This is a genomic window from Gordonia sp. NPDC057258, assembly GCF_042668985.1.
GTDB lineage: Bacteria > Actinomycetota > Actinomycetes > Mycobacteriales > Mycobacteriaceae > Gordonia > Gordonia hongkongensis.
On record NZ_JBHUXZ010000013.1, the window covers coordinates 16,175 to 33,338 of the forward strand.

14 protein-coding genes, 2 pseudogenes and 1 riboswitch are annotated in these 17,164 nt (G+C 68.2%); of the genes and pseudogenes, 10 read left to right on the forward strand and 6 right to left on the reverse strand.

Features of this window, described 5'->3' with window-relative positions; translation table 11 throughout:
- Positions 1 to 85: 85 nt before the first annotated feature.
- The 4 genes and pseudogenes from ACFUEJ_RS11565 to ACFUEJ_RS11580 all read left to right on the forward strand — a co-directional run.
- Complete coding sequence (locus ACFUEJ_RS11565; protein WP_004021707.1) at positions 86 to 448, forward strand: metalloregulator ArsR/SmtB family transcription factor; 363 nt, start codon at positions 86 to 88, stop codon at positions 446 to 448.
- A gap of 40 nt (positions 449 to 488) precedes the next feature.
- Entirely contained in the window at positions 489 to 1,292 is an 804-nt protein-coding gene (locus tag ACFUEJ_RS11570; RefSeq protein WP_239400487.1) for an enoyl-CoA hydratase, read from the forward strand.
- 57 nt (positions 1,293 to 1,349) lie between these two features.
- Complete coding sequence (locus ACFUEJ_RS11575) at positions 1,350 to 4,637, forward strand: error-prone DNA polymerase (protein WP_388029524.1); 3,288 nt, start codon at positions 1,350 to 1,352, stop codon at positions 4,635 to 4,637.
- Positions 4,638 to 4,705: 68 nt separating this feature from the next.
- A pseudogene (locus ACFUEJ_RS11580) lies at positions 4,706 to 4,777 on the forward strand (DUF167 domain-containing protein); the annotation flags it as partial.
- Here ACFUEJ_RS11580 and ACFUEJ_RS11585 read toward each other — a convergent pair.
- Positions 4,778 to 5,242: a tRNA (cytidine(34)-2'-O)-methyltransferase gene (locus ACFUEJ_RS11585; protein WP_058250672.1), complete on the reverse strand. Its 465-nt coding sequence runs from the start codon at positions 5,240 to 5,242 to the stop codon at positions 4,778 to 4,780.
- A 54-nt stretch (positions 5,243 to 5,296) separates the two neighbouring features.
- Positions 5,297 to 6,229 carry a serine/threonine dehydratase gene (locus tag ACFUEJ_RS11590; RefSeq protein ID WP_388029595.1) on the reverse strand — a complete coding sequence of 311 codons (933 nt, stop codon included), beginning with the start codon at positions 6,227 to 6,229 and terminating at the stop codon, positions 5,297 to 5,299.
- 40 nt (positions 6,230 to 6,269) lie between these two features.
- Here ACFUEJ_RS11590 and ACFUEJ_RS11595 point away from each other — a divergent pair, with 40 nt between their 5' ends.
- From ACFUEJ_RS11595 to ACFUEJ_RS11605, 3 genes are all read left to right on the forward strand, one after another.
- The gene (locus ACFUEJ_RS11595; protein WP_388029527.1) at positions 6,270 to 7,145 is read left to right on the forward strand and encodes a bifunctional methylenetetrahydrofolate dehydrogenase/methenyltetrahydrofolate cyclohydrolase; all 876 of its coding nucleotides are present in this window, start codon (positions 6,270 to 6,272) and stop codon (positions 7,143 to 7,145) included.
- A gap of 101 nt (positions 7,146 to 7,246) precedes the next feature.
- Positions 7,247 to 7,519: a DUF3017 domain-containing protein gene (locus ACFUEJ_RS11600; protein ID WP_068971771.1), complete on the forward strand. Its 273-nt coding sequence runs from the start codon at positions 7,247 to 7,249 to the stop codon at positions 7,517 to 7,519.
- A 168-nt stretch (positions 7,520 to 7,687) separates the two neighbouring features.
- Entirely contained in the window at positions 7,688 to 9,253 is a 1,566-nt protein-coding gene (locus ACFUEJ_RS11605; protein WP_137809214.1) for an Hsp70 family protein, read from the forward strand.
- A gap of 22 nt (positions 9,254 to 9,275) precedes the next feature.
- On the opposite strand, the gene ACFUEJ_RS11610 is transcribed toward ACFUEJ_RS11605, so the two are convergent.
- Complete coding sequence (locus ACFUEJ_RS11610) at positions 9,276 to 10,430, reverse strand: homoserine O-acetyltransferase (RefSeq protein WP_058250670.1); 1,155 nt, start codon at positions 10,428 to 10,430, stop codon at positions 9,276 to 9,278.
- Between the two features lie 16 nt (positions 10,431 to 10,446).
- Complete coding sequence (locus ACFUEJ_RS11615) at positions 10,447 to 11,781, reverse strand: bifunctional o-acetylhomoserine/o-acetylserine sulfhydrylase (protein ID WP_388029532.1); 1,335 nt, start codon at positions 11,779 to 11,781, stop codon at positions 10,447 to 10,449.
- Between the two features lie 61 nt (positions 11,782 to 11,842).
- A riboswitch (SAM riboswitch) is annotated at positions 11,843 to 11,963 on the reverse strand.
- Positions 11,964 to 12,230: 267 nt separating this feature from the next.
- Here ACFUEJ_RS11615 and ACFUEJ_RS11620 point away from each other — a divergent pair.
- Both ACFUEJ_RS11620 and ACFUEJ_RS11625 read left to right on the forward strand, forming a co-directional pair.
- Positions 12,231 to 13,931 carry a cutinase family protein gene (locus tag ACFUEJ_RS11620; protein ID WP_388029534.1) on the forward strand — a complete coding sequence of 567 codons (1,701 nt, stop codon included), beginning with the start codon at positions 12,231 to 12,233 and terminating at the stop codon, positions 13,929 to 13,931.
- Positions 13,932 to 14,022: 91 nt separating this feature from the next.
- Positions 14,023 to 15,312: pseudogene (locus ACFUEJ_RS11625) on the forward strand (MFS transporter).
- A 78-nt stretch (positions 15,313 to 15,390) separates the two neighbouring features.
- Here the strand turns inward: ACFUEJ_RS11625 and bfr are convergent.
- Together bfr and ACFUEJ_RS11635 are read right to left on the reverse strand one after the other, a co-directional pair.
- A complete protein-coding gene (gene bfr, locus ACFUEJ_RS11630) occupies positions 15,391 to 15,876 on the reverse strand; it encodes a bacterioferritin (protein WP_058250877.1) in 486 nt (161 codons plus the stop codon).
- A gap of 100 nt (positions 15,877 to 15,976) precedes the next feature.
- Entirely contained in the window at positions 15,977 to 16,159 is a 183-nt protein-coding gene (locus tag ACFUEJ_RS11635; RefSeq protein ID WP_058250667.1) for a bacterioferritin-associated ferredoxin, read from the reverse strand.
- Positions 16,160 to 16,308: 149 nt separating this feature from the next.
- Between ACFUEJ_RS11635 and ACFUEJ_RS11640 the strand changes: the two genes are divergently transcribed.
- Positions 16,309 to 17,145 carry an exodeoxyribonuclease III gene (locus ACFUEJ_RS11640; protein WP_058250666.1) on the forward strand — a complete coding sequence of 279 codons (837 nt, stop codon included), beginning with the start codon at positions 16,309 to 16,311 and terminating at the stop codon, positions 17,143 to 17,145.
- Positions 17,146 to 17,164 lie beyond the last annotated feature (19 nt).

The following is a 17,164-nucleotide window of genomic DNA, read 5'->3' on the forward strand; positions in this document are numbered from 1 at the left end:
CCCGTCTGCCGCCGACCAGATCCTGACAGTAACAGTTCATATGAAGATATATTCATGTGAAGAGCAACCGGTAGCATCTCGCTGCATGGGACACGGCATCGACGAGGGGATGCGGCCGGCTGCGCGGCTCGACCCGGAGTCGGCTGTGCATGTCGCCACCACGCTGCAGGCGCTCGCGACTCCGAGCCGATTGCTGATCCTCACCGCGTTGCGCTCCGGTCCGCGTTCGGTCACCGATCTCGCCGACGCCGTGGGCATGGAGCAGTCCGCGGTCTCCCATCAGCTCCGGTTGCTCCGGAATCTCGGACTGGTCACCGGCACGCGATCGGGCCGGTCGATCAGTTACAGCCTGTACGACAGTCATGTGGCCCAACTGCTCGACGAGGCCGTCTACCACAGTGAACACCTGCGGCTCGGGCTCGCCGAGCGTCCGCCGTCGGCGGGTTGACCCCGGCGCCACGCGCAGGTGACGAACCGAAAGGCAGCGCATGAGCAGTGATCAGACGTCCACGCCGGTCGAACCGCCTCTGTTGATCGAGCAATCCGGAAGAGTGCGTACGCTCGTCCTCAACCGTCCGGAGGTCCGGAATGCGCTCAGTTCCGGCCTGATCGACGCTCTCCGAACCGAGTTGGCGAACGCGGATCATGCCGACGACGTCGACGTCGTCATCCTCACCGGCGCCGGCTCGGCATTCTGCGCCGGCCTGGATCTGACCGAGTTGGGCTCGTCGACCGAGAGTGCTCGACTGCTCGATCATGCGGACGTGCCCGTCGGGCATCCGTGGCGCCCCATCTCGAAGCCGATCATCGGCGCCGTCAACGGCGTTGCGGCCACCGGTGGTCTGGAGTTCGCCCTCGCGTGCGATGTCCTGATCGCGTCCGAACGGGCTCGCTTCGTCGACACCCATTCGCGGGTCGGAGTGTTGCCGGGCTGGGGTCTGACGTCCCGATTGCCGGAGGCGGTCGGCCGGGGTTTCGCGCGCCGCATGAGCTTGTCCGGGGAGTTCGTCGATGCCCAGACGGCGCTGCGGGTCGGTTTGGTGACCGAGGTGGTGGCCCATGATCAGCTGATGGCCTCGGCGATGGACCTCGCGGTGTCCATCGCCGGAAGTGATCAGCTCGCGGTACGTACGATGCTCGACTCGTATCGGCGTGCCGAGGATCATCTCGTCGGTCCGGCGCTCGATGCGGAGCACTCCACCTCGGTGGAATGGATGGCGGGCTTCGATCCCGCTCGGGTGGCCGACCGTCGGTCCGGCATCGTCGAGCGTGGCCGGGTCAACAACAGCTGATCGACGGGGGCAGCACTCCCGCTGTCGTATCGAACTCATGTTCGATAAACTCTGTGAGTGGGCTGGGATCAAGGGCCTCCGACATGGTCGGAGATGGAGCGGGTGCTCGCGGGCCGAGCGCCCGGGAACGCCGACCGGCCAGGCACCGAATTCGGCCCCGATCTCAGCGAATGGGCACCGTTTCCCGGCGACGGGGGTGACAGTCCGGCGTGGTCGCGCAAGCGCGGCGCCTATCAGGCCGAGGACATCTCCCGTGGTTCCTCGGCGGTGTCCTACGCCGAACTCCACGCGCACAGTTCGTACAGCTTCCTCGACGGTGCGTCGATGCCGGAAGAGCTGGTCGAGGAGGCGCAACGACTCGGTCTCCGCGCCCTGGCCGTCACCGATCACGACGGGTTCTACGGCATCGTGCGCTTCGCCGAGGCGGCCCGCGAGTTCGAGATGCCGACCGTCTTCGGCGCCGAGTTGTCGCTGGAGCCCGACGTCGCTCGGACGGGTCAGAACGATCCGCCGGGAGAGCATCTGCTGGTCCTCGCCCGGGACGGTGAGGGCTATCGGCGCCTGTCCCGGACCATCGCCGCCGCGCACATGGTCGCCGGGGAGAAGGGACTGCTCCGCTACGACCGCGACGCCCTGGCCGGCGCCGGTGGCGGGCACTGGCTCATCCTCACCGGGTGCCGGAAGGGTGCTCTGCGCCGCGCCCTCGATCGCGGCGGCATCCCGGCCGCCGAGCAGGCGCTGCGGGAACTGATCGAGACCTACGGCCACGGCAACGTCGTCGTCGAGCTGACCGCGCAGGGCATGGCCGACGACGACGAACGCAATGCGGTGCTCGCCGGCCTCGCCGCCGGTGCGGGCGTGCCGACCGTCGCCACCACCGGCGCCCATTTCGCCGCGCCGCGACGCCGGCGGCTGGCGATGGCGATGGCCGCCGTTCGGGCCCGCACCGACATCGACACCATCTCGGGGTGGATGCCCGGGGTCGCCGGAGCGCACCTGCGCAGCGGTGACGAGATGGCCCGCCTGCTGCCCGCGCATCCCGACGCCATCGACAACGCGGTGGGCATCGCCGCGGACTGCGCATTCCAGCTGGGCCTCATCGCGCCGCAGTTGCCGCCGTTCGACGTCCCCGACGGTTACACCGAGGCGAGCTGGCTGCGCGAGCTCACCATGACCCGGGCACGCCGCCGGTACGGCACCCCGGCCGAACATCCGCAGGCCTATCGGCAGATCGAGCACGAACTCGCCATCATCGAGACGCTCACGTTCCCCGGCTACTTCCTCGTCGTCGCCGACATCGTCGACTACTGCAAGGACAACGACATCCTGTGCCAGGGTCGGGGGAGCGCGGCCAACTCGGCCGTCTGCTATGCCCTCGGCATCACCAACGTCGACCCGGTCGCCAACACGCTGCTCTTCGAACGGTTCCTGGCCCCCGAGCGTGACGGGCCGCCCGACATCGACATCGACATCGAATCCGACCGACGCGAGGAGGCCATCCAGTACGTCTACCGCCGCTACACCCGGGAGCGCAGCGCGCAGGTCGCCAACGTCATCACCTACCGAGGGAAGTCGGCGATCCGGGACATGGCCCGGGCGCTCGGGTACGCGCCCGGCCAGCAGGACGCCTGGGCCAAGATGCCCGACACCGCTCCCGCCGACGTCGCCGAACTCGCCGGCGAGATCCTCGGGATGCCACGGCATCTGGGTATCCACTCCGGCGGCATGGTGATCTGCGACCGGCCGATCGCCGATGTCTGCCCCACGGAGTGGGCGCGGATGGAGAACCGCAGCGTGCTGCAGTGGGACAAGGACGACTGCGCCGCCATCGGGCTGGTCAAGTTCGACATGCTGGGCCTCGGCATGCTCTCCGCGCTGCACTACGCGATCGATCTGGTCGCCGAACACAAGGGGATCGACGTCGACCTGGCCACCCTCGACCTCGGTGAACCGGCAGTGTACGAGATGCTCTGTCGCGCAGACTCGGTCGGCGTGTTCCAGGTGGAGTCACGTGCGCAGATGGCCACGCTCCCGCGGTTGAAGCCGCGCTGCTTCTACGACCTCGTCGTCGAGGTGGCACTGATCCGTCCCGGCCCCATCCAGGGCGGCTCGGTGCATCCGTTCATCAAGCGGCGCAACGGGGAAGAGCCGGTGACGGTCGAGCATCCGTCGATGAGCAAGGCGCTCGAACGCACCCTGGGAGTGCCGCTGTTCCAGGAACAGCTGATGCAGCTGGCCGTCGACGTGGCCGGCTTCGACGCCTCCGAGGCAGATCAGCTGCGCCGGGCGATGGGATCCAAACGGTCGCCGGAGAAGATGGAGCGTCTGCGGCAACGCTTCTACGAGGGGATGGAGAACCTGCACGGCATCACCGGGGACATCGCCGACCGCATCTTCGAGAAGATGGCCGCATTCGCCAATTTCGGCTTCCCGGAGAGTCATTCGCAGAGCTTCGCGTCGCTGGTGTTCTACTCGTCGTGGTTCAAGCTGCATCACCCGGCGGCGTTCTGCGCCGCGCTGTTACGGGCACAACCGATGGGTTTCTACTCACCGCAGACCCTGGTGGCCGACGCCCGACGGCACGATGTCGCGGTCCATCGCCCCGACATCAATGCCTCACTCGCGCACGCCACCCTGGAGAACGAGGGTCTCGATGTCCGGTTGGGTCTCGACGGGGTGCGCGGCGTCGGAGAGGAGGCGGCGCAGCGCATCGTCGACCGTCGGTCCGATGGCCCCTACCTCGACATCATCGATCTCTCCAGGCGCGCCCGGTTGACGACCAAGGAACTCGAGGGGCTCGCCGGTGCCGGCGCCTTCGACGGGTTCGGCCTCAGCCGGCGTCAGGCCCTGTGGGAGGCCGGGGCCGCCGCGACGGTGCGCGACGACCAGCTGGCCCTGGAATCGGCGCAGGCGACCCCCACGCTTCCGGGTCTCTCCGACGTCGAGCTGGCGGCCACCGACGCCTGGGCCACCGGGATCACCCCCACGTCGTATCCGACGCAGTTCCTGCGTCCCCGGCTCGACGCGATGGGTGTGCTGGCCGCCGATCGCCTGCTGTCGGTGCCCGACGGTTCGCGCGTGTTGGTCGGTGGCGCGGTGACCCATCGGCAGCGTCCCGCCACCGCGTCCGGGGTGACCTTCATCAACCTCGAAGACGAGACCGGGATGGTCAACGTGGTGTGTTCGGTCGGGTTGTGGGCGCGGTACCGTGTACTCGCTCAGACGGCACCCGCTCTGCTGATCCGCGGCCGGGTGCAGAACGCCGAAGGTGCTGTGACCGTCGTGGCAGATCGACTGCAGCGCATGGATCTTCGGGTGGGGAGCAGATCCCGGGATTGGCAGTAGTCCTCCGGCGGACGCGCCGGGAGGTCCGAGACGGATCGGTGTTCACGAAGAAACAGGAAGAGCGATGCCGGGTCCCGAAGAGCAAGATCGCGCTCATCGGCGGTGCCACGGCACGCACCAAGCGCTACCGCGTCGGCTGATCAGACCGCGCCGGCGAAACCGTGCTGCCGCCACGCCTCGTAGACGACGATGCTCGCGGCGTTGGCGAGGTTGTGGGAACGACGTCCGGCGAGCATCGGGATGCGGACGCGGTCGGTCACCTCGGGTTCGTCGAGGACCTCCGCCGGTAGCCCGGTCGGCTCGGGGCCGAACAGCAACACGTCGCCCGGCTGGTAGTCGACGTCGGTGTGGTAGCGCTCGGCATGGGCGGTGAACGCGAAGACCCGTTCCGGCTTCAGCGTCGTCCAGGCGGTCACCAGGTTCGGATGCACGGTGACATTGGCCATCTCGTGGTAGTCGAGTCCCGCGCGCTTCACCTGTGCGTCGGACATCGAGAACCCCAGCGGTTCGATGAGGTGCAGTTCGCACCCTGTGTTGGCGGCCAGCCGGATCGCGTTGCCGGTGTTCGGCGGGATGCACGGCTGGTAGAACATGATTCGGAACATGATGGTGCCAGCGTAGTCGGTGACGACCGTCGCAGATGCGCGCGATCGCGCCGGTCACACGGCGAGCGCGGTGTTGGCCCCGCAGAGCACGATGCACAGCGTCGAATCGGGTTGCGGCCGAACAGCTCCCGAGACCACACCGGCGACCGCGGTGGCGGTGCCGTGTTCGACGAGGATGCGGTGGGTGTCCCAGAGCATCCGTCGCGCCGCGATGATCTGCTCGTCGGTCACCAGGACGCTGCCGACCGCCGGGTTCCCGGCGACGGCCTTCCAACAGAGCTCGCCGACGCTGGTGGCGCCGAGCGAGTCCGCGGCGATGCTCTCGAGTTCGACGGGTACGGGAGCTCTCGCGGCGAGGGCTTGATGCAGACACGACGCACCGAGTGGTTCGACGCCGACGATGCGGTCGCCCGGGCGCAGTGTGGCGGTGAGGCCCGCCAGTAGCCCGCCCCCGCCCACACAGACAACCGTGGTGAGCGGTCCGGGCACGTCGTCGATGATCTCGAGGCCGATCGTGCCGGCGCCCGCGACGACATCGGGCAGATCGTAGGCGTGCAGCGCGAGCGCGCCGGTCTGCTCCGCCAGCGCGACGGCGGCGTCGGCGGCCTCGGAATAACGCCGTCCGATGAGATGGACGCGCGCTCCCGCGGCGCGCAGCGCGTCGATCTTGACCGGCGGCGCGGTCTCGGGGATCACCACGGTGACCGGCACGCCGACGATCCGCGCCGCGATTGTCGCGCCGATCGCGGCGTTGCCGCCGGAGGCGACGAGCACACCGGCGTCGGTCAGCAACCCCTGGTCTTGGGCGTGCAGCGTTGCCCAGAGGCTGCCGCGCGGTTTGAAGCACCCGCCGAGCTGGGTGTACTCGAGTTTGAGAACCACCTCGACCGGCCCGTCGACGGTGTCGATGGTCGTGCGCAGCGTCGGCGTTCGACGGAGGTGGGGTGCGATCGCCGCGCGGGCGAGGTCGACGTCGCTGCGGACCACGGTCACCGTTCCGACAGTAGCGCCGTGGAAGAATGTCGGCGTGACCGCGATACGACTCGATGGCAAGACCACACGCGACGAGATCTTCGCTGATCTGGCCGAGCGGGTGGAGAAGCTCAGGCTGGCGGGTATCACGCCTGGTCTGGGTACCGTTCTGGTCGGCGACGATCCGGGTTCGCACTCCTATGTCAAGGGAAAGCACGCCGATTGCGCCCGCATCGGCGTTGCCTCCATCCGCAAGGACCTGCCGGCCGATGCCACCACCGAGCAGCTCAACGCGGCGATCGACGAGCTCAACGCCGATCCGGCCTGCACGGGCTACATCGTGCAGTTGCCGCTGCCCAAGCATCTCGACGAGAACGCCGCCCTCGAGCGGATCGACCCGCTGAAAGACGCCGACGGACTCCACCCGATCAACCTCGGGCGGTTGGTGCTGGGCAAGGAGTCGACGCTGCCCTGCACCCCGCGCGGGGTCATCCACCTCCTGCGACGCTACGACGTCCCGCTGGCCGGCGCCCGGGTCACGGTGGTCGGGCGCGGGGTCACCATCGGCCGGCCCATCGGGCTGCTCCTGACCCGCCGGAGCGAGAACGCGACGGTCACCCTGTGCCATACCGGTACCACCGACCTGGCGTCGGAGATCGAGCGCGCCGACATCGTGATCGCCGCCGCAGGCGTGCCGCACCTCATCACCGCGGACATGGTGAAGCCCGGCGCCGCGGTGGTCGACGTGGGCGTCAGCCGTACTGACGAGGGTCGTCTCGCCGGCGACGTTCATCCCGATGTCTGGGAGGTCGCGGGCCACGTCTCGCCGAACCCCGGTGGTGTGGGTCCGCTGACGCGGGCGTTCCTGCTGGTCAATGTGGTCGAACGCGCTGAGCAGATGCTCGCCTCGGGGAGTGGCAGCGACGCGTGACCCGAGAGGAGCACCAGAGTGAGTCCGCTCACTCCGAGTCGCCCGGCACCGCGGACGCCCGTCCCGGACACCGGGGGCGTCGTGCCGCCGACTCCTCCCGGTTGCGGGCGGTGCTCGTCCAGCTCCCGTACCTGCTGGTGATGCTGGGTGTGTTGGCCGCTGCGCTGCTCGTGATGTTCGATCGCTGGCGGCGTGGGTCCTTCGTCTTCGGGGCGGCTCTGCTCGTCGGAGCCGTACTCCGTGCCTTCATCCCGTCGTCGCAGGCAGGTCTGTTGCAGGTCAGGGGCAAATCGTTCGACGTGACGGCGATGGCCACGGTCGGCGGCGTGATGCTGTGGCTGGCGGCGTCGATCGACTCTTTGGGCACGGATTGATTACAATAGAGACCTGAGCGTGACCTGGCGAACCAGTCATGCGCTCAACCAGGCAATTTTCCGCTGCTCTGCGCAGACACACCGACCGCTGGAGTTTGTATCACCGCATCACCAACCGACGGCACCGTGAATGAAGTGACGTCCATGGGCGTGTCAGCAGGGGCTGGCATGATCCACTACGTCCTCTTGACGCGTGACGATCTCGGTCGCAGTGTGGTCGATTCCCGCGTGATCGACGTGGATCCCACCGACGGCCTCGACTCTGCCGGCCGGGTCAACGCCGGGATCGACGTGATGCTCAGCGCCGCCCGCGAGACCGGGACGCGAGTGGGCCCGATCGGGGTCGCCGCACGCACGGGGAGCCAGCGTCGGCAGTTGCGTTCACGGGGCAGCGGACCCCGGCGTCAGGTCCGTCTCGCCGGCGAAGACGAGGCCGTGCTGGCCTACCTGACCGACACCGGGGAGATCGACCGTTTCTCCGCGGCCGTTGTCGTCGACTGCGGCGACACCGGCATGTCGCTCTACACCGTCGATCCCCGCGAGGGTCGCATCGGCGACGCCGAGCACTCGACCGTGTTGAGCGGTCGTCGTCTCGACCGGTCCATCGTCGACCAGCTGACCGCCGACAATCCCGTCCTGGGCGACGCCACTCGGACGCGGGCGGAGCGCAGCGAGTTGCGCAGCGCGTGCCGGACCGCGAAAGAGGAGATCGCCTACGGCGGCGTCGCGGCCGCCGAGTCGGTCGTCGCGGTCTCGGCGAACACCGGTCGTGTGGCGCTGTCCGCGACCCAGGTCGAGCAGGCGATCGCGCCGATGATCGGTGATGCGAAAGAGGTGTTCGCCCGCTATGTCGCGGCCGTCAGGTCACGCGGCGTCCGACCGGACGCGGTGGTGTTCATCGGCGGACTCGCCAACCTCCCCGCGGTGCGCGCGATCGCGGCAGAGCATGAGCTCGAGGTCGTGAACCCGACGGCGCCGGAGCTGGTCGTGGCCACCGGCGCAGCCTTGCTGGCCCTCCAGAGTTATTCGGGCGCAGCGCGTCTGGCGTTCATCGGTGGCAAGCCGCAGCGCGAGTGGCTTTCCGCGACCCCGATTGCGGTTGCCGGGGCGGTCATCGCGGCCACGTTGATGACGATCTACGCGGTGAGCTCGTCGTTCGCCGACCGTCCGGCCGTCGAGCCGCAGCCGTCGGTGAGCAGTGTGCCCCCCGCGGCGGCGACCAGCGAGGAGGAGCCGCCGTCCACCCCGCGGTCCACCTCTCAGCCGATCACCCGAATCCCGGCCGAACCCGTCGAGCCCACCGTCGTCACTCCCGTTCCGACGCAACGGCCCGCGCCCGAGACCGGCTGGAACGACCCGCCGGCATGGGCGACGACGGAGTTGCCGCCGACGCGGCCGTCCACGAGTACCAGCACCCGCACTCTCTCGCCGTTCCCGTGGCCGGACCTGACCTTCCCGCCCGGTTCGACACCGACGATCCCGCCGGACCTGCTGCCCCCGGGTATGCGTCCGCCGAGTGTGGCGCCCACTCCGCCGCCGCCCACGTACTCGACGTCGACGTTGCGCTCCGCGCCCAGCGGCCCGCCGCGGCCGAGCAGCACCCGCGCCACCGGGTCGACTGAGATTCCGGGTGTACCCGAACCGGGGAAATCCGTTGACGGGGAGTCGGGCTCACCGGTGACCCCGGTACCTCGGTCCGGCAGCCCGGTCCCGTCGGTGCCGGCGCCGCGCTGACGGGACGCCGCCGACAGGTCCGTCAGGCGTCGCGACGCGCGAGTTCGACCGTGCGCTTGAGTAGATCGCTGATGGCATCGAATTCGGTCAGGAATCCGTCGTGGCCGGTCTCGGAGTTGACGACCTGGAGTCCGCCGACGCAGTTGCCCAGTTCGTCGGCGAGTTCGACCTGTAGCCGGATCGGGTAGAGACGATCGGAGTCGATCCCCCCGACGATCACCGGAACGCGGCAATTGTTGAGCGCCTTGGCGACTCCGCCGCGACCACGGCCGACGTCGTGGTGGTTGAGGACCTCGGTGAGGACGACGTAGCTGGCCGGGTCGAAGCGGGACATCAGCTTCGACGCCTGGTGGTCGAGATAGCTCTGCACCGCGTAGCGCCCGCCGGTCAGGGGATTCTCGTCGCCCTGGGCGTCGTTGCCGAAGCGGGAGTCGAGCTCCGGCTCGCTGCGGTACATGAGATGGGCGATCCGACGCGCGATCCCCATGCCCTGCAACGGAATCCGGCCGGTGCCGTGGTAGTCGCCGCCGCACCAGTCCGGGTCGGCCTTGATCGCGGCGATCTGTGCGGACTGGATACCGATCTGATCCGCGGTCGCGCGGGCGCCGACGGCGAGCACGAGGGCGCTGCGGACGCGGTCGGGGTACTCGATGGCCCACTCGAGCGCGCGGGCGCCGCCCATCGAACCGCCGAGAACCGCACCGACGCTGCGGATTCCGAGGCGGTCCAGCAGTGCCACCTCGGCGCGGACCTGGTCGAGCACGGTGATCTGCGGGAAGCGTGAGCCCCAGGGCCGACCGTCGGGGGCGATGGAGCCCGGACCCGTAGAGCCCTTGCATCCGCCCAGGACGTTGGCGGAGATGACGCACCATTCGTCGGTGTCGATGGCCTGTCCCGGGCCGATCAGCCCGTCCCACCATCCGGCCGAGTCGTGGTCGGCGTCGGCGGGTCCGGTGACGTGCGAGTCGCCGGTCAGTGCGTGGAGCGTGAGGATGACGTTGTCGCGGGACGGCGACAACGTCCCCCAGCGCTGGAACGCCAGGGTGACGTCGTCGATCCGTGCTCCGCTGTCGAGAGGCAACGAGCCGATGGGGATGCCGACGAGTTCCCCGTCCGGGAGGGTCTCCCAGTCGGGCTGATCAGATGCTGTCGCATTCAGGTCGATACTCACCGACAAAGCTGCCTCACCTGTTTCACTTGGCCGCCGCGAATCCCTGTTCGAGATCGGCCAAGATGTCGTCGATTCCCTCGATGCCCACGGCGAGCCGGACCAGTCCCGGGGCCACGCCCGCGGCGAGCTGCTCCTCGGGGGTGAGCTGGCTGTGGGTGGTCGAGGCGGGGTGGATGACCAGCGACCGCACATCGCCGATGTTGGCGACGTGGCTGTGCAGGCTGAGCGCGTCCACGAACTTCTTGCCGGCGTCCACTCCGCCCTGGATCTCGAAGGCGATGATCGCACCCTGACCCTTCGGGGCCAGTTCCTGACCGCGCTTGTACCAGGGCGAGGACTCCAGGCCCGCGTACGCCACGGACTCGACCTGCGGGTGTGCCTCGAGGAAGGCGGCGACCTTCTGCGCGTTGGCGACGTGGCGCTCGATGCGCAGACTCAGCGTCTCCAGGCCCTGTGCCAGAAGGAACGCGTTGAACGGGGAGATCGCCGCGCCGGTGTCGCGCAACCACTGCACGCGTGCCTTGAGTGCGAAGGCGGGCGCGCCCAGGTCGGCGAAGACGGCACCGTGGTAGCTCGGGTCCGGCGTGGTGAAACCGGGGAACAGGTCCTTCCCGTCGCGCTGGACCCGCCAGTCGAAGGTGCCGCCGTCGACGATGACGCCGCCGATCGCGGTGCCGTGACCGCCGATGTACTTCGTCGCCGAGTGCACGACGATGTCGGCGCCGTGGGCCAGCGGGCTGATCAGGTAGGGGGTGGCGACGGTGTTGTCGATGATGAGGGGTACGCCGTTGCGGTGCGCGACCTCCGCGATCCCCGAGATGTCGAGGATCTCGTTGTTGGGGTTGGAGATCGACTCACCGAAGAACGCGCGGGTGTTGTCCTTGACGGCGGCCTGCCACGACGCCGGGTCCTCGGGGTCCTCGACGAAGCTCACCTCGACCCCGAGCTTGGGCAGTGTGTAGTGGAAGAGGTTGTACGTGCCGCCGTAGAGGCGGGGGCTGGACACCACGTGCCTGCCGGTCTCGACGGCGTTGAGGATCGCGTAGGTCTCGGCGGCCTGTCCCGATGCGACGAGCAGCGCGGCGACGCCGCCCTCGAGCGCGGCGATCCGCTGCTCGACGGCATCCTGCGTGGGATTCATGATGCGCGTGTAGATGTTGCCCGGTTCGGCGAGACCGAAGAGATTGGCTGCGTGCTGGGTGTCGTTGAAGACATACGACGTCGTCTGGTAGATCGGCAGCGCACGGGCATTGGTCACCGCGTCCGCGGACTGCCCGACGTGGATCTGCTTCGTCTCGAAGCTCCAGTTCTCGCTGGGATCGTTGCTGTCGAGGGTGCCGTCAGGGACATCAGACATGGCGATTCATCACTTTCTACGGTCGGCAGGGCAACTCGACCCTGTTGGGGTCCGACCTTCGGACCCGCGCTTGCCGGGGATCGCCACTGCGATCCCGCAACCCGGTCATCACCCGGAGCACCCCACCGCGGAAGGAGGGTTGCCGATCAGCCAGCCGGGGCTTCGCGCTGATACTCATGACCTGGCGACAAGGATATAACACGGATGTGAGGGCCCGAGAACCGTCCCGGTCAGGCCGCGCCCAACCCTTGAGAAGTGCACCGGAAGGGTGCCGGTGGCTGTCCTCCGACCGAGTGAAATCGGGTGTGTTCAGATACAAAACAGCTGGTCAAGGTAGTTAGCGACGCTCAGCGTGCTGTCGATTCCGCAATCGCGGATCTACTGTTCGACCAGCCCCGGCTGCACCGGAATGCTCCGCTCAGGTGGTCCGGGTTCGCACAGGAGCGCTCATGGCCGTGATGGCTCATCTCCGGACCCGACGGGTCGCTCTGTTGGTCGCCTGGATGTCGACGATGTCGACCCTCGCCGCATTCGGCTTCACGGGGGTGGCGGCGGCGACAGCCGGCGGCCCCTCGTGCAGCGGTGCCGTCGTGGTGGTCGGGGGGACCGTCGACGCTGAGTCGCTATTGCTCGAGGGCGTCAAGGAGCGGTACCGCAAGCAGGACTATGAGGTGATCAACGCTCCCTACCCGGCAACCATATGGCCGCTCGGAGCGACGGGGTACGACCGCAGCACCGAACAGGGAATCGCATCGACGGCGTCGGCGATCTCGTCGTATCGAGAAGCGTGCGGGTCCGAGGCGCCGGTGGTGGTGACGGGCTATTCGCAAGGGGCGCGCATCGCTGGAGACGTGCTCGCCGGTATCGGCAACGGCCGGAAGTTCGATGTCGCGAACACGCCCGACGATCCCAGCGACGACGTCGTGATCTCCGACGTCGGGGTGTCGGGCGAGCTGTATTCGGATCCGCGGCAGGCCGGTGACAAGACCGGGCGAGGTATCGAGTTGTCGCTGATCGGGATCATCCCGGGTCTGACCATGTCGGGGTCGCGTGGTGCCGACAGTACGGACGCCGGCTTCGGGACGGTCAATGACCGGGTCGTGTCGGTGTGCATCGAGGGCGACCCGATCTGCGATCTGCCCGATCCCGTCTACGACCCGATCGGCGCCATCGACGGCATCCTCGGCTACCAGGTCAAACATTTCCTGTATCCCGAGCAGATGTCGGGTAACCCTCTGGTGTCGGGATACACGTGGACGAATCGCCCGGTTGATTGTGCGGACGGCGTCTGCATGGTCGGCGCGAGCTCGGCGTTCGCCGAGCTCGTCCAGGGCTGGGCTCGTGACCTCGGCTACCGGGGCACCATCGGCGATTTCCTGTCGGATCGCCCGACCATCGGGCTTCCGTTCGGCATCGAACTGGCGAATCTGCAGCCGGTGGTCCGGCTGGTGCAGGGCTTGCTGCCGCCACTCCCACGTCTCGGGTACGGCGCATACCTACCCGACATCTTCGTCTTCGAGGACATCCTGCAGGGCATCGTCACCGCGACACCGGCTCGGTTCGTGCGCGGTGTCAGCGCCCTGGCTGCCAGCGTGCGCAGCATCGTCCTGCTGCCGGTCAATTTCGTCCGGTACTGGGCGGGCGCGATCATCGGGCCGGTGGCGTCGGAGGGCGGCGCCGTCTCGATTCTCGCGGCGGACACGTCGCACCTGCGATCGTCCACGTTCGCGCGACTGGCGGCCGTACCCGACGAGTCCGTGGGGCCGGTCCGCGCTGAAGAAGTGGGCGGGTCCGGCCCCTCGTCCGAGCCGTCGGCGGCCCGGGCTGCCGAACCGGATGCCACCGACCCGTCACCGGCCGGGCAGCCCCCGGTGGGCGACACGACCGACACGTCGTCGGGGGCCGACACGGGCGACGATGCCGAGACCGATACGCCCGACGCGGACCCCGCGCCTGCCCCGCCTCGAGACGACGACTCGCCGGCCGTCACCGATCCCTCGGGAAGCGATGTCGAGACGTCTGGAACCGACGGTCACGGGGGAGAGGACGGCGAGAGGGCCGGCTCGTCCGACACGGCTTCGGATCCGGACGGGCCCTCCCCAGACCCGTCCGAGCCCGACAGCGATGGGGGCTCCGAAGCCGGCGACTGACACCCCGCGCGATGCTCAGGACACTGCGCTTGTGAATGAACTCACCACCGGCTGAGGAATCAGCGCTGACGGGCGCGGGTTGGCATCAACCGTGCCTGATGCTCTCTCGACGACCGAAGCCCCGGCCGACCCTTCACTGACGGGTCCGTCCACCGCCGGGGAAGTCCGCAGCCCCGCGCGGGCCGAATCGGCCGAGGTGTCCCGCCGGGTGCGTCGGTGGACGATCCTCGCCCTTGCGCTGGGTGGATTCGGGATCGGGACGACCGAGTTCGTCGCCATGGGCCTCCTGCCCAACATCGCCGGATCGCTCGGTGTCTCGGAGCCGACTGCCGGACATGTCATCTCGGCCTACGCGATGGGTGTGGTGGTGGGTGCGCCGCTGATCGCGGCGCTCACCGCGCGGATGTCCCGTCGGACGCTTCTGATCGGCTTGATGGTGGCGTTCACGGTCGGCAACCTCGCGACCGTCCTCGCGCCGGATTACGGTCTGCTGCTGGTGGCGAGGTTCGTCGCCGGCCTCCCGCATGGCGCCTACTTCGGGGTCGCGGCTCTGGTCGCCGCTCATCTGGCCGGCCCGCGCAACCGTGGCAAGGCCGTGGGATAGGTGATGCTCGGTCTGTCCGTCGCGAACGTCCTCGGCGTACCGGCGGCCGCCTGGCTCGGCGAGACGTTCGGCTGGCGGTCCGCGTTCGCGATCGTGGTCGTGATCGGAATCGCCACCGTCGTCGCGCTGATCCGGGTGCTTCCCACGCTCACCGGGATGAAGACCACCGACCCGCTCACCGAGCTCGGTGCACTCAAGCGGTCCCAGGTCTGGTTCACACTGGTCATCGGAACCGTCGGGTTCGGTGGGATGTTCGCGTTCTACACGTATCTCAACTCCGCGCTGACCACCGACACCGGGCTGTCGGTGTCGGTCGTGCCGTTCGCCCTGATGTTGTACGGACTGGGAATGGTGACCGGCAACTTCGTCGGCGGTTATGTCGCCGACCGCAGCGTGGCGGTGGCGATCCTCGGCGGACTCACCGCCACCGCACTCTCCCTCGGCGCTTTTGCGGTGCTGGCCGAGAATGCTTGGGCAGCGTTGATCCTCACCTACCTCGTGGCGCTCACGGGATCGATGATGCTACCCGCGCTGCAGACCAGGCTGATGGATGTGGCGGCCGATGCACAGACTCTGGCCGCGGCCCTGAACCATTCCGCGCTCAACATCGCCAACGCGGCCGGAGCGCTGCTCGGTGGCGTGGTGGTCAGTGCCGGCTACGGATATCTGGCGCCGTCGGTGGTCGGGGTGATGCTCGCGGTGGCGGGTATCGCGGTCACCGTCGTGGCCCTCGCGACCGCGCGGCGCCAGGCGCGGCACCAGCCCGTCGGGTCCTGAACGAGCGCGGCCGTCCTACCTACGACGAGGGCCGACCGGATGAGTCCGGTCGGCCCTCGTGTCGTCGAGTCGGTGCAATCAGCCGTTCGTGGGCGGTGTGGCGATGGTCTTCGACAGGTAGAGCTGCTCGCCGAGCTTGTTGATCAGCTCGAGTTGCGTCTCGAGATAGTCGATGTGTTCCTCTTCGTCGGCGAGGATCTGCTCCAAGAGGTTGGCGCTGGTGATGTCGCCCTTGGACCGGCACATCGCGATTCCGGGGCGGAGTCGTTCCACCACCTCGACCTCGATCGACATGTCCGACTCGAACTGCTCCCGGATCGACTGCCCGATGCGCAGCGGCAGCAGGCGCTGATAGTTGGGCAGGGCGTCGAGGAACAGGATGCGATCGGTCAGGACCTCGGCGTGAGTCATCTCCTCGATCGACTCGGCCCGTGTCTTCGCGGCGATCTCGGTGAGACCCCAGCTCTGCTGCATCTTCGCGTGCAGGAAGTACTGGTTGATCGCGGTCAGCTCACTCGTGAGCTGTTCGTTGAGCAGGTCGATGACCTCGGGGTCGCCACGCATCTGTCTGCCTCCCATTTCCCGTGTGTGTCCGGTCGAACCGTAACACGACAAAACCCCCCGCGCGTCGTCTCGCGCGAGGTTCGTCGGCTCGGAGGTCAGGTCATGCAGCGGTCGTCGCGGTTGACGCCCTTTCGCTCAGGATGGTGTGCAGTTCGTCCAGGCAGGTCCCGCAGCCTTCGCCCGCGCCGCAGCGGTCGCTGATCGCGTCGACCGTGTACGCGCCCGCATCGCAGTGCGCATGGACCTCGTCCACGGTGACGGCGCGGCATATGCAAACGAACATCTCGGAAACTCACCTTCGTGCCTGGATTAGGCAATGCTTACATATCTTAGGGTGTCCGCACAAGGGTTGCCTTACCTTTTTTTGACGTCGTTCGAGTGGCGCGATCACGGCCAATGGGCTGTCGGACAGCCGCCGTAGCATGTGGCCCCGTGCCACTCACGATCTCCACGGTGAACGTCAACGGAATCCGCGCAGCGGTCAAACATCGGTCGGAGGCCAACCGCGGCCTGCTGCCCTGGCTCGACACATCTGGACCGGATGTGGTCCTGCTGCAGGAGGTCCGCGCGAGCGAGGAACTCGCCCGCGACGCGCTGGCGCCGGTGCTCGACACCGGATGGCATCTGACGATGAGCGAGTCCTCGGTGAAGGGCCACGCGGGCGTCGGTGTGCTGACACGTAGCGCGCCGTCGGCGGTGCGCGTCGGATTCGGGAGCGCGGAGTTCGACGACCTCGGCCGCTATCTCGAAGTCGACGTCGACACCGACCTGGGACCGCTGACCGCGGGAAGCCTGTACCTGCCCAAGGGTGCCGCGCTCTCCGACGCCGAAAAGGACATCGCCAAGCACGACGAGAAGGTCCGTTTCATGCGCGAGTTCGGCGCGTACCTGGATCGGTTGGTCCGTCGACGCCGCCACGTCGTCGTGGGTGGCGACTGGAACATCGCGCCCGCCGAAGCCGACATCAAGAACTGGAAGGGCAATCTCAAGAGCCCCGGCTTCCTACCGCACGAACGGGCCTGGGTGGCCGACCTGCTCGCCGCCGGGTGGCGCGACGTCATGCGCGAACTCTTTCCCGACGACGCCGGGCCCTACTCGTGGTGGTCGTGGCGCGGTAAGGCCTTCGACAACGATTCCGGATGGCGGATCGACTATCAGCTCACCAACAAGATGCTGGCCGGCCGGGCGACCAAGGCCGAGGTGGAACGTGCGGCGGCCTACGACCTCCGCTGGTCCGACCACGCTCCGGTCACCGTGCGGTACGAGTGACCGGGTCTGACAAACTGGG